At 70.8% G+C, this 12,247-nt stretch carries 11 protein-coding genes; 3 read left to right on the top strand and 8 right to left on the bottom strand.

The features are described from left to right. Positions 1-149: 149 nt before the first annotated feature. Positions 150-647, bottom strand: a complete 498-nt coding sequence (locus ACZ4M8_RS20520; protein WP_399089873.1) for a MarR family winged helix-turn-helix transcriptional regulator — start codon at positions 645-647, stop codon at positions 150-152. Positions 648-841: 194 nt separating this feature from the next. On the opposite strand from ACZ4M8_RS20520, the gene ACZ4M8_RS20515 reads away from it, so the two are divergent. Next, on the top strand, positions 842-1,657 hold the full coding sequence (locus tag ACZ4M8_RS20515) for a trans-aconitate 2-methyltransferase (protein WP_467609339.1): 816 nt from the start codon (positions 842-844) through the stop codon (positions 1,655-1,657). Positions 1,658-1,745: 88 nt separating this feature from the next. On the opposite strand, the gene ACZ4M8_RS20510 is transcribed toward ACZ4M8_RS20515, so the two are convergent. Then, entirely contained in the window at positions 1,746-2,438 is a 693-nt protein-coding gene (locus ACZ4M8_RS20510) for a TetR family transcriptional regulator (protein WP_467609337.1), read from the bottom strand. A 7-nt stretch (positions 2,439-2,445) separates the two neighbouring features. Then, entirely contained in the window at positions 2,446-3,426 is a 981-nt protein-coding gene (locus tag ACZ4M8_RS20505) for an acyl-CoA desaturase (RefSeq protein ID WP_467609335.1), read from the bottom strand. A gap of 451 nt (positions 3,427-3,877) precedes the next feature. Here ACZ4M8_RS20505 and ppc point away from each other — a divergent pair, with 451 nt between their 5' ends. Further along, complete coding sequence (gene ppc, locus ACZ4M8_RS20500) at positions 3,878-6,667, top strand: phosphoenolpyruvate carboxylase (protein WP_467609333.1); 2,790 nt, start codon at positions 3,878-3,880, stop codon at positions 6,665-6,667. A gap of 269 nt (positions 6,668-6,936) precedes the next feature. Here ppc and ACZ4M8_RS20495 read toward each other — a convergent pair whose 3' ends face one another. Then, complete coding sequence (locus tag ACZ4M8_RS20495; protein ID WP_467609332.1) at positions 6,937-7,380, bottom strand: hypothetical protein; 444 nt, start codon at positions 7,378-7,380, stop codon at positions 6,937-6,939. Between the two features lie 175 nt (positions 7,381-7,555). On the opposite strand from ACZ4M8_RS20495, the gene ACZ4M8_RS20490 reads away from it, so the two are divergent. Next, positions 7,556-8,161: a Uma2 family endonuclease gene (locus tag ACZ4M8_RS20490; protein ID WP_467609330.1), complete on the top strand. Its 606-nt coding sequence runs from the start codon at positions 7,556-7,558 to the stop codon at positions 8,159-8,161. Position 8,162: 1 nt separating this feature from the next. Here ACZ4M8_RS20490 and pth read toward each other — a convergent pair whose 3' ends face one another. From pth to glmU, 4 genes are all read right to left on the bottom strand, one after another. Continuing rightward, positions 8,163-8,750 carry an aminoacyl-tRNA hydrolase gene (pth, locus tag ACZ4M8_RS20485; RefSeq protein WP_467609329.1) on the bottom strand — a complete coding sequence of 196 codons (588 nt, stop codon included), beginning with the start codon at positions 8,748-8,750 and terminating at the stop codon, positions 8,163-8,165. 155 nt (positions 8,751-8,905) lie between these two features. After that, positions 8,906-9,496, bottom strand: coding sequence for a 50S ribosomal protein L25/general stress protein Ctc (locus ACZ4M8_RS20480; protein WP_467609327.1), 591 nt, complete (start codon positions 9,494-9,496; stop codon positions 8,906-8,908). Between the two features lie 189 nt (positions 9,497-9,685). Further along, positions 9,686-10,660 carry a ribose-phosphate diphosphokinase gene (locus ACZ4M8_RS20475; protein ID WP_399089901.1) on the bottom strand — a complete coding sequence of 325 codons (975 nt, stop codon included), beginning with the start codon at positions 10,658-10,660 and terminating at the stop codon, positions 9,686-9,688. Between the two features lie 71 nt (positions 10,661-10,731). After that, on the bottom strand, positions 10,732-12,174 hold the full coding sequence (gene glmU / locus ACZ4M8_RS20470; protein WP_467609991.1) for a bifunctional UDP-N-acetylglucosamine diphosphorylase/glucosamine-1-phosphate N-acetyltransferase GlmU: 1,443 nt from the start codon (positions 12,172-12,174) through the stop codon (positions 10,732-10,734). Positions 12,175-12,247: the final 73 nt, after the last annotated feature.

Here is a 12,247-nt window from a genome sequence, read left to right as displayed (position 1 = left end):
CGCCCGGCCGGGCCCCGACGCCGACGGGACCGGGCCCGCCGGATCCGGACAGCCGCCTGGCTTGCCGGTCCACGGGTGCTCCGCCCTTCAGCGGGCCGCCCGTCCCGCCGGCCCCGGGCACACGCGCCGGGCGCCGCCCGCCCCGCGGCTCAGCCGGGGATGTTGTCGAACGGTCCGGTCAACCGCCGTAGCAGACCGGCGAGTTCCCGGCGCTGCTCCCGGGACAGCTCGGCGAGAATCGCGCGCTCCTGGGTGAGCAGACCGGCCAGTGAGGCATCGGCCTTGTCCCGGCCCGCGGGCGTCAGCCGCACGAGGACGCCGCGCCGGTCGTTGGGGTCGGGCAACCGCTCGACGAGGTCCTTCTTGGCGAGCCGGTCGATACGGTTGGTCATCGTGCCGGACGTGACGAGCGTCTGGGTGAGCAGCGCGCCGGGGGAGAGCTGGTAGGGCGCTCCGGCGCGGCGCAGCGCGGTGAGGACGTCGAACTCCCAGGGCTCCAGACCCACCTCGGAGAAGGCCAGGCGGCGGGCCCGGTCGAGGTGCCTGGCCAGCCTGCTGACGCGGCTGAGGACCTCCAGTGGTTCCACGTCGAGGTCCGGGCGCTCGCGGCGCCATGCTGCGACCAGACGGTCGACCTCGTCCTCCATGGCGATCAGTGTAAGGGGTCTGTCGACATGAAGTCTCTTGACGTGATGCTTCTCGATGTCAATCATCTTGATGTCGAGATATAATTTTCGGTGCCAGTGGGCAGGTCGGCCTGAACCCGTCGTTCCGGCACCTTGGCCTGAACACGGTCCCCACCCACCCGGAACCGGCCGTACCAGCAGAGGGGTTACCTCCCATGCCTGACGCACCCACCTGGGACCCGCAGCAGTACCTCCGCCACGCCGCGCACCGCACCCGCCCCTTCCACGACCTCCTCGCCCGCATACCGGAACTGCCCGCCCGCGGCCGCCCCGCCCGCATCGCCGACCTCGGCTGCGGCCCCGGCAACGTCACCGCGCTGCTCGCCGACCGCTGGCCCGACGCCCGTATCACCGGCCTCGACAGCTCCCCGCAGATGCTCGCCGAGGCCGCCGCCCACGCCGGCCCCACCCCCGGCGGCGGCCACCTCGACTTCGCCCCCGCCGACGCCGCCGACTGGGCCCCCGCCGAGCGCTACGACCTGATCGTCTCCAACGCCGCCCTCCAGTGGGTCCCCAACCACCCCGAGTCCTTCGGCCGCTGGCTCGACGCCCTCACTCCCGGCGGCACCTTCGCCTTCCAGGTCCCCGGCAACTTCACCGCCCCCAGCCACGCCCTGCTGGGCGAACTGTGCGAGGCCCCCCAGTGGCGCGACCGCCTCGCCGGACACGGCCACCGCTACGTCCACATCCTCCAGCCCGCCGACTACCTCGACCTCCTCACCGGCCTGGGCTGCACCACCGACGTCTGGGAAACCACCTACGTCCAGCTGCTCCAGGGCGAGGACCCGGTCCTCGACTGGGTCAAGGGCACCGCCCTGCGCCCCGTCCTCACCGCCCTCGCCGACGACCCGCCCGCCCGCGACGAATTCCTCGCCCAGTACCGCGACCTGCTCCGCAAGGCGTACCCCGTGGGCCGCCACGGCACGGCCTTCCCCTTCCGCCGCATCTTCGCGGTGGCCCGCCGGGGGTAGCCGCCGGTGCCCAGGAGGGCGGCCGGTGACACCCCGCGGCCCGCACCGGGAATCCCCGGTGCGGGCCGCGGAACGCCGGAGTGCCGCTTCAGTTCTTGCGGTGGCCCACCAGGCGGGGCCTGGCCTCCAGACCGTCCAGGCCGTGCCAGGCGAGGTTCACCAGATGGGCGGCGACCTCCGCCTTCTTCGGCTTGCGGACGTCGAGCCACCACTGGCCGGTCAGCGCGACCATGCCGACCAGGGCCTGCGCGTACAGCGGCGCCAGCTTCGGATCGAAACCGCGGGCCTTGAACTCCAGGCCCAGGATGTCCTCGACCTGAGTGGCGATATCGCTGATCAGCGAGGCGAACGTGCCCGTCGACTGGGCGACGGGGGAGTCCCGCACCAGGATGCGGAAACCGTCCGTGAACGTCTCGATGTAGTCGAGCAGCGCGAACGCCGCCTGTTCCAGGAGTTCACGCGGGTGACCGGCGGTGAGCGCGCCCGTCACCATGTCCAGGAGCTGGCGCATCTCGCGGTCCACGACCACCGCGTACAGCCCCTCCTTGCCGCCGAAGTGCTCGTACACCACCGGTTTGGAGACGCCCGCCTTCGCGGCGATCTCCTCCACCGACGTGCCCTCGAAGCCCCGCTCGGCGAAGAGGGTCCGGCCGATGTCCAGCAGTTGCTCCCGGCGCTCCGCGCCCGTCATCCGGACCCGGCGGGGCCGCCTCGCACCCCCGCCGGCGGGAGAGGACTTGCCCTTGTTGCCGTTGCTCACGCTGCTGCCGTCGATCGCCACCCGACAATCATGCCGCCTGGGCGGCCTTCCCCTTGCGGCGGGCGTCGATGCGGGACGTCTGCGGCCACCGCACGTCGTACGCCCAGCCCGCCTTCTCGAACCAGCGGATCAGCCGCGCACTCGAATCCAGCTGCCCGCGCAGCACCCCGTGCCGCGCGCACGTCGGATCCGCGTGGTGCAGGTTGTGCCACGACTCGCCGCACGACAGGATCGCCAGCCACCACACGTTCCCCGACCTGTCCCGGGAGCGGAACGGGCGCTTGCCCACCGCGTGGCAGATCGAGTTGATCGACCACGTCACGTGGTGCAGCAGCGCCACCCGTACCAGCGAACCCCAGAAGAACGCCGACAGCGCACCCGTCCACGACAGGGTGGCCAGACCGCCCACCAGCGGCGGGATCAGCAGCGACACCGCCGTCCACAGCACGAACTGCCGGGAGACCGCCCGCAGCGCCGGGTCCTTGACCAGATCCGGCGCGTACTTGTGCTGCGGCGTCTGCTCCTCGTCGAACATCCAGCCGATGTGCGCCCACCACAGGCCCTTCAGCAGCGCCGGGACCGTCTCGCCGTACCGCCACGGCGAGTGCGGGTCGCCCTCCGCGTCGGAGAACCTGTGGTGCCGGCGGTGGTCCGCCACCCACCGCACCAGCGGGCCCTCCACGGCCAGCGACCCCATGATCGCCAGCGCGATCCGCAGCGGCCGCTTCGCCTTGAACGCGCCGTGCGTGAAGTACCGGTGGAAGCCGATCGTGATGCCGTGGCAGCCGACGTAATACATCACCACCAGCAGTCCCAGATCGAGCCAGCTCACCCCCCACCCCCACGCCAGCGGCACCGCCGCGGCCAGCGCCAGGAACGGCACGGTGATGAACAGCAGCAGCGTGATCTGCTCGACGGAACCCTTGCTGTCACCCCCCAGCGTCGCCGACGGCAGCGGCTCACCGGCGGGCCTGGGTGACTCTTCGACGGTCTGCGGACCAGCGGTCATGTGGTGTCCCTCGTCGGGGGCTCGGGGGCACGGCTACGGAACCGTAACCTACGGTTTCGTAAGTATGGCAGCGCGTGAGCTCCGGACAAGCCGGTGACAGGCCCGTACCCGCCAAGCGGGGGTGCTCCCGTACCGCACCGCCGCACCCCGCGCCCGCGCCCCCGCCCGGCCCTGACCTGCGCCCACCGCCCGGACGGCGCGTTCCCAGCCGGTGGACGGTGTGACCACCCTCCGAACGGGAGACCTATCCTGGTGGGCGTCGGACAGCGCGGTCCGCAACCCGCCCACCCGCCCGGACGTGCACCCCGTCGCCCGCGCCCATCCGCACGAAGGAGCCGCGAGGCGACGCACCTCCCGGGCCGTCGCGCCCGCCGCCGCGCCCCGGGCCCGCACCGGGCCCCGGCCGGCACGGCACGACGCCCCGCCCAGATCGCCGCAAGGAGCCGCACCTGTGAGCAGTGCCGACAAGACCTCCGCCGCCGAGATCAGCGCCCCCGGAAACAGCGGGCCCGACACGCCGGACACCACCGGCGACAACGGCGACCACACCGCCCTGCGCGCCGACATCCGCCGCCTGGGCGATCTCCTCGGCGAAACGCTCGTCCGCCAGGAAGGCCCCGAACTCCTCGACCTCGTCGAGCAGGTCCGCGCCCTGACCCGCTCCGACGGCGAGGCCGCGGCCCGGCTCCTCGGCGACACCGACCTCGCCACCGCCGCCAAGCTGGTCCGCGCCTTCTCCACCTACTTCCACCTCGCCAACGTCACCGAGCAGGTCCACCGCGGCCGCGAACTGCGCGCCCGCCGCGCCGCGGAAGGCGGCATCCTCAGCCGCACCGCCGACATGCTCAAGGACGCCGACCCCGAGCACCTGCGCGAGACCGCCGCCCACCTCGGCGTCCGCCCGGTCTTCACCGCGCACCCCACCGAGGCCGCGCGCCGCTCCGTCCTGACCAAGCTCCGCCGCATCGCCGAACTGCTGGAACACACCGACGCCACCGAGCGCCGCCGCACCGACCTCCGCCTCGCCGAGAGCATCGACCTCATCTGGCAGACCGACGAACTCCGCGTCGCCCGCCCCGAGCCGACCGACGAGGCCCGCAACGCCATCTACTACCTCGACGAACTCGGCCGCGGCGCCGTCGGCGACGTCCTCGAAGACCTCGCCGCCGAACTCGAACGCGCCGGCGCCCCGCTGCCCGCCGGCACCCGCCCCCTCACCTTCGGCACCTGGATCGGCGGCGACCGCGACGGCAACCCCAACGTCACCCCGCAGGTCACCTGGGACGTCCTGATCCTCCAGCACGAGCACGGCATCACCGACGCGCTGGAACACATCGACGAACTGCGCGGCGCCCTCTCCAACTCCATCCGCAACAGCGGCGCCACCGAGGAACTGCTCACCTCCCTCGGCAACGACCTCGAACTCCTCCCCGAGATCAGCCCCCGCTACAAGCGCCTCAACGCCGAGGAGCCCTACCGCCTCAAGGCGACCTGCATCCGCCAGAAGCTCCTCAACACCCGCGACCGCCTCGCCGCCGACACCCCCCACGTCCCCGGCCGCGACTACCTCGGCACCGCCGAACTCCTCGACGACCTCACCCTCATCCAGACGTCGCTCCGCGCCCACCGCGGCTCCCTCGTCGCCGACGGCCGCCTGGAGCGCACCCTGCGCACCCTCGCCGCCTTCGGCCTCCAGCTCGCCACCATGGACGTCCGCGAACACGCCGACGCCCACCACCACGCCCTCGGCCAGCTCTTCGACCGCCTCGGCGAGGAATCCTGGCGCTACGTCGACATGCCGCGCGAGTACCGCCGCAAGCTGCTCGCCAAGGAACTGCGCTCCCGCCGCCCCCTCGCGCCCAGCCCCGCCCCCCTCGACGAGGCCGGCGCCAAGACCCTCGGCGTCTTCCGCACCATCCTCAAGGCGAAGAAGACCTTCGGCCCCGAGGTCATCGAGTCGTACATCATCTCCATGTGCGCCGGCTCCGACGACGTCTTCGCCGCCACCGTCCTCGCCCGCGAGGCCGGCCTCATCGACCTGCACGCCGGCTGGGCCAAGATCGGCATCGTCCCGCTGCTGGAGACCACCGACGAGCTGAAGATCGCCGACCAGCTCCTCGACGAGATGCTCTCCGACCCCTCCTACCGCCGCCTCGTCGCCCTCCGCGGCGACGTCCAGGAGGTCATGCTCGGCTACTCCGACTCCTCCAAGTTCGGCGGCATCACCACCAGCCAGTGGGAGATCCACCGCGCCCAGCGCCTGCTGCGCGACGTCGCCCGCCGCCACGGCGTACGGCTGCGCCTCTTCCACGGCCGCGGCGGCACCGTCGGCCGCGGCGGCGGCCCCTCCCACGACGCGATCCTCGCCCAGCCCTACGGCACCCTCGAAGGCGAGATCAAGGTCACCGAGCAGGGCGAGGTCATCTCCGACAAGTACCTCGTGCCGTCCCTGGCCCGCGAGAACCTGGAGCTGACCGTCGCGGCCACCCTCCAGGCGTCCGCCCTGCACACCGAACCCCGCCAGTCCGACGAGGCGCTCTCCCGCTGGGACGCGGCCATGGAGACCGTCTCCGAGGCCGCCCACGGCGCCTACCGCCGCCTCGTCGAGGACCCCGACCTGCCCTCGTACTTCTTCGCCGCCACCCCCGTCGACCAGCTCGCCGAACTCCACCTCGGCTCCCGCCCCTCCCGGCGGCCCGACTCCGGCGCCGGACTCGACGGCCTCCGCGCCATCCCGTGGGTCTTCGGCTGGACCCAGTCCCGCCAGATCGTCCCCGGCTGGTACGGCGTCGGCACCGGCCTCAAGGCCGCCCGCGAGGCCGGCCTGGACACCGTCCTCGACGAGATGCACACCCACTGGCACTTCTTCCGCAACTTCCTGTCCAACGTCGAGATGACCCTGGCCAAGACCGACCTGCGGATCGCCCAGCACTACGTCGACACCCTCGTCCCCGACGAGCTCAAGCACGTCTTCGAGACCATCAAGGCCGAACACGCCCTGACCGTCCAGGAAGTCCTCCGCATCACCGGCGAGAGCGAACTCCTCGACTCCAACCCGGTCCTGCGCCAGACCTTCCACATCCGCGACGCCTACCTCGACCCGATCAGCTACCTCCAGGTCTCCCTGCTGGCCCGCCAGCGCGAGGCCGCCGCCCGCGGCGAAGAGCCCGACCCGGTCCTCGCCCGCGCCCTGCTCCTCACCGTCAACGGCGTCGCCGCCGGCCTCCGCAACACCGGCTGACCCACCCCGCTCACACGGACGGCCCGTCCCCGGCCCCGGGGGCGGGCCGCCGCCGTTTCCCCTGCTCCGCGGCTTGCTCCACCACTGCCGCGGCGCGTACGGGCACGCCGTACGCAGGCCGTCACGGCAAGCTCGGGCAGGCCCGCTCGCGCCTCCGGATCCAGGCCCGTACACCGCACCAACGACGAGGCGGCGGCTGTTCCACGTGAAACAGCCGCCACTCGTACGCCTCGTACGTCCCGTACGGACGCCTCGTATCTCCGGCGGACCTACAGCGCCACCCACGCCCCCACCAGCAGCACCGCCCCGGCGAGACCCATGCCCCACGCCGTACGCCGCCATCGCAGCCCGCCGGCCACCACCAACGACGCCAGCAGCAGCGCCCCCGCGAACGGCACCCACGCGTACAGCACGCCCGCCGGACCCGTACGCACCGCCCGGTCGCCCTCCGGCCGCAACGCCACCGTGACCCGCTCACCCGCATCCGGCGACGCCGCCTCCGTCAGCGACACCTGATCGCGCGGACGCCCCGAGCCCTCCGGTGTGAACGGCCCCGTACACCGCTCCTCGTCACACGACGCGATCTTCACCGTGCCGTGCTCCCGCCCCGACACCCCCATCGCGTACCGGGCCGAACCCCACGACGTCCACCCGCCCGCCACCAGCAACACCAACGCCACCAGCGCCAGCAGCCCGTTCCGGACGAGCAGCATCACCCCGAAAGCACTCTCACCCGCCCGCCGCGTACGACTGCGCCTGACCGGTCTGGACCCCGCACTGCCTCTGGACATGCCCGGGATCCTTGGCCATCGCCCTACGTACGGTCAACCTCCGGCGGTCTCCTCGGCCCGCATCCGCAAGTGCCCCATACTGAAGACAGGAGGAACGATGACATCGACCAAGCAGACGATCTACCGGCAACTGCGTGACCTGCGCGATCACTTCACCCCGCAGCCAGGATTCACCTGGCCCGAGATCAGCGACGGCAAACTCCTCATGATGATGAGCCCGCGGCCCCGCCACCAGCTCACCGCATCCGATGTACGGGACCAACTCGTGCGACAGGACCTCGGGGGCATGGGCGTATTCGAGGCCACCGATATCGATGACGGAAACCTCGGCAAACTCCGTATCCCCGACCTCATCGTCTGCCCCCGCACAGCCATGGACACCGACGCCCCCCTCGACCCCCACGACATCGCCCTCGCCGTCGAGATCGTCTCCCCCTCCAACCCCGACAACGACTACGAGGACAAAACGCGCGACTACCCCGCCATGGGCATCCCGCACTACCTCATCGTCGACCCCCGCGACGGCACCACCACCTACCAGTGGAGCATCGGCCACGCAGAAGGACGCCCCGCCTACGAGAACCGGCTCCACCAGCCGTACGGCACCCCCCTCACCCTCACCACCGACCTCGGCACCTGGACGCTCGACACCACCGACCTGCCCCGCTACAGCGCCAAGGACCTGGGCCGCACAGCGGAATGAGTCACGAGTTGTACGAACTCTGCGCCCGCTCCAACCCCTCCAGCACCAGCGCCTCGACCGCGTCCGCCGCGCGGTCCACGAAATAGTCCAGCTCCTTGCGCTCCGCCGCACCGAAATCCTTCAGCACGAAATCCGCCACCGGCATCCGCCCCGGCGGCCGCCCGATCCCGAACCGCACCCGGTGATACTCCGCACCCGACGACTTCGTGATCGACTTCAGCCCGTTGTGCCCGTTGTCGCCACCCCCCAGCTTCAACCGCAGCGCACCGTAATCGATGTCCAACTCGTCATGGACCGCCACGATCCGCTCCACCGGCACCTTGTAGAAGTCCCGCAGCGCCGCCACCGGACCACCCGACAGATTCATGAACGACATCGGCTTGGCCACCACCACCCGGCGACCCCCCGGACCCGGCGGACCCACCCGGCCCTCCACCACCTGCGCCCGCGCCTTGTGCGACTTGAACTTCCCCCGCATCCGCTCCGCCAGCAGATCCGCCACCATGAAACCCACATTGTGACGATTGCCCGCATACTCCGGACCCGGATTACCCAGCCCCACCACGAGCCACGGCTCGGTGTCCGCCATCTCCACCACTCCCGCATCCACCCGGCACCGCACCGGGCACCCGACCGGCCCGCCACACCGCGCGACGAGCCACCAAACAACCCAACCGCCGCCCCGCACCCGAAGGCGCGCGGCGGCGGTTGGAAAAACACCCCGCCGAGCGGCGGGACGACGGATCAGCCCTCGGCCGACGCGTCCTCACCCTCGGCCGACTCCGCAGCGGCCTCGGCCTGCGCCGCGACGACCTGCAGCACGACCGCGTCCTCCTCGACGGCCAGCGACGAACCGGCCGGCAGCACGACATCCTTCGCCAGCACCGAGTCACCCGCGTTCAGACCCGCGATCGACACCGTGACCGACTCCGGCAGGTGCGTGGCCTCGGCCTCGACCGGCAGCGTGTTCAGCAGGTGCTCCAGCAGGTTCGCACCCGGGGCCAGGTCGCCCTCGGTCACGATCGGCACCTCGACGGTGACCTTCTCGCCCTTCTTGACGGCCAGGAAGTCCACGTGCACCAGGAAGCCACGGATGGCCTCACGCTGCACGGCCTTCGGGATGACCAGCTCGTCCTTGCCGTCCACGTCCAGGCGGATCAGCACGTTCGGGGTCTTCAGCGCCATCATCAGCGCGTGGTTGTGGATCGCCACGTGCTTCGGCTCCGCGCCGTGACCGTAGACAACCGCGGGAACCAGGTCCGCACGGCGGGCACGACGCGCCGCACCCTTACCGAAATCGGTACGCACCTGGGCGGAAAGCTTGACCTCAGCCATAACTGCACTCCTCGTATCTCAGGAAACCGCTGACCGTCACCCGGCCCACGACAGACCTGCTACGAAGAGCGCGTCGATTACGGACCCACCGCACACACAGGTGCGGCCTCCCTCGCCGAGCAACTCCGTGAGTCTACCCGGCCCAGGAGGCCGCCCCAAAGTCGATCAGCACACCGCTGATCAGCAGTCCTACTGCTCGTCGAACAGGCTCGTCACCGAACCGTCCTCGAACACCTCACGGATCGCCCGCGCCACCGTCGGCGCCATCGACAACACCGTGATCTTGTCCAGCTCCAGCTCCGAAGGCGTCGGCAGCGTGTTCGTGAACACGAACTCGCTCACCTTCGAGTTCTTCAGCCGGTCCGCCGCCGGACCCGACAGCACACCGTGCGTCGCCGTCACGATGACGTCCGCCGCACCGTTCGCGAACAGCGCGTCCGCCGCGGCGCAGATCGTGCCACCCGTGTCGATCATGTCGTCGACCAGGACACACACACGGCCCTTCACATCACCCACGACCTCGTGGACCGTGACCTGGTTCGCCACGTCCTTGTCACGCCGCTTGTGCACGATCGCCAGCGGCGCGCCCAGCCGGTCACACCAGCGGTCCGCCACCCGCACACGGCCCGCGTCCGGCGACACGACCGTCAGCTTGTCCCGGTCGACCTTCGCACCCACGTAGTCCGCCAGCACCGGCAACGCGAACAGATGGTCCACCGGACCGTCGAAGAAGCCCATGATCTGGTCCGTGTGCAGATCAACGGTGACGATACGGTCCGCACCCGCCGTCTTCATCAGATCCGCGATCAGCCGCGCCGAGATCGGCTCACGGCCACGGTGCTTCTTGTCCTGACGCGCATAACCGTAGAACGGCACGACCACGGTGATGCTCCGGGCCGAAGCCCGCTTCAACGCATCAATCATGATCAGCTGTTCCATGATCCACTTATTGATCGGAGCCGTGTGGCTCTGAATCAAAAAGCAGTCCGCACCACGCGCCGACTCCTGATAACGGACGTAGATCTCACCGTTGGCGAAGTCGAACGCCTTCGTCGGGACCAGGCCGACACCCAGCTGGTGCGCGACCTCCTCGGCCAGCTCGGGGTGGGCGCGGCCGGAGAAGAGCATCAGCTTCTTCTCGCCGGTCGTCTTGATCCCGGTCACAGCAAATCTCCTCGAATTCCTGTTTGCGTGCGCTCAACACGGTACGCCCCGCACGGCGCACCACAGCACGGTCAGCGCTCGCCCTCGGACTCCTGGCGAGCGGACGAAGCGGCCTGCGCGGCGGCGCTCCCGGGCCGCTTACGCGCGACCCAACCCTCGATATTCCGCTGCTGGCCACGCGCGACCGCCAACGAACCCGGGGGCACATCCTTGGTGATGACCGAACCCGCCGCGGTGTACGCGCCGTCCCCGATCGTGACAGGAGCCACAAACATGTTGTCCGACCCCGTCTTGCAATGCGAACCGACAGTCGTGTGATGCTTCGCCTCACCGTCGTAATTCACAAAGACACTCGCCGCGCCGATATTGGTGTACTCACCGATCGTCGCATCCCCCACATACGACAGATGAGGCACCTTCGTCCCCTCACCGATCGTCGCGTTCTTCATTTCCACGTACGTACCGGCCTTGGCCTTCGCCCCCAGCACCGTCCCCGGACGCAGATACGCGTACGGACCCACCGACGCCCCCGCGCCGATCTCGGCACCCTCGGCCACCGTGAACGACGCCACCGCGCCCGCACCCACGACCGTATCCGTCAACCGCGTATGCGGACCCACCTCGGCACCCGACGCGACCCGCGTCGCACCCAGCAACTGCGTCCCCGGATGCACCACCGCGTCCGCCTCGAACCCGACCGTCACATCCACCCACGTCGACGCCGGATCCACCACCGTCACGCCCGCGAGCATCGCCCGCTCCAGCAGCCGCTCGTTCAGCAGCCGCCGCGCCTGCGCCAGCTGCACACGGTTGTTGATCCCCAGGATCTCCCGGTGATCCGCGGCCACCGCCGCACCCACCCGGTGCCCGGCCTCCCGCAGGATCCCCAGCACATCGGTCAGGTACTCCTCGCCCTGGCTGTTGTCCGTCCGCACCTTGCCCAGCGCCTCGGCCAGCAGCCGCGCGTCGAACGCGAACACCCCCGAGTTGATCTCCCGGATCGCCCGCTGCGCCGGAGTCGCGTCCTTGTGCTCGACGATCTCCGTCACCGCGCCGCCCGCGCCGTCCCGCACGATCCGGCCGTACCCGGTCGCGTCCGGCACCTCGGCGGAGAGCACCGTCACGGCGTTCCCGTCCGCGGCGTGCGTCTCGCTCAGCCGGCGCAGCGTCTCACCCGTCAGCAGCGGCGTGTCCCCGCACACCACGACGACGGTGCCGTCCAGCGCCGCACCGCCGGAGGTCAGCTCCTCCAGCCCCATCCGCACGGCGTGCCCGGTGCCGTTCTGCTCGTGCTGCACGGCGGTACGGACCGCCGGGTCGATCTCGCTCAGATGGGCCCGGACCTGGTCACGGGCGTGGCCCACGACGACGACGAGGTGCTCGGGGGCCAGCTCACGGGAGGCGGCGACGACGTGCCCGACGAGGGAGCGTCCGCAGATCGCGTGGAGGACCTTGGGGGTCGTCGACTTCATGCGGGTTCCCTCACCCGCGGCGAGGACGACGACGGCCGCCAGTGGGGTCTCCCCCGTCCGAGCGGAGCCGAGAACGGGAGGAAGGTTGGCGCTCACGGAGGTGCCCTTCGGCTTC

Source organism: Streptomyces sp. NPDC027185, from assembly GCF_055567035.1.
The sequence above is the reverse complement of the archived record's forward strand: the minus strand, read 5'-3'. Positions and strand labels throughout refer to the sequence as shown.

Bases quoted from the DNA above. Each gene is read 5' to 3' on its own strand.
- ACZ4M8_RS20515 (WP_467609339.1), top strand. From the start codon at position 842: ATGCCTGACGCACCCACCTGGGACCCGCAGCAGTACCTCCGCCACGCC.
- ACZ4M8_RS20480 (WP_467609327.1), bottom strand. From the start codon at position 9,496: ATGGCTGAGGTCAAGCTTTCCGCCCAGGTGCGTACCGATTTCGGTAAG.
- ACZ4M8_RS20495 (WP_467609332.1), bottom strand. From the start codon at position 7,380: ATGCTGCTCGTCCGGAACGGGCTGCTGGCGCTGGTGGCGTTGGTGTTG.
- ACZ4M8_RS20490 (WP_467609330.1), top strand. From the start codon at position 7,556: ATGACATCGACCAAGCAGACGATCTACCGGCAACTGCGTGACCTGCGC.
- ACZ4M8_RS20505 (WP_467609335.1), bottom strand. From the start codon at position 3,426: ATGACCGCTGGTCCGCAGACCGTCGAAGAGTCACCCAGGCCCGCCGGT.
- ACZ4M8_RS20520 (WP_399089873.1), bottom strand. From the start codon at position 647: ATGGAGGACGAGGTCGACCGTCTGGTCGCAGCATGGCGCCGCGAGCGC.
- pth (WP_467609329.1), bottom strand. From the start codon at position 8,750: ATGGCGGACACCGAGCCGTGGCTCGTGGTGGGGCTGGGTAATCCGGGT.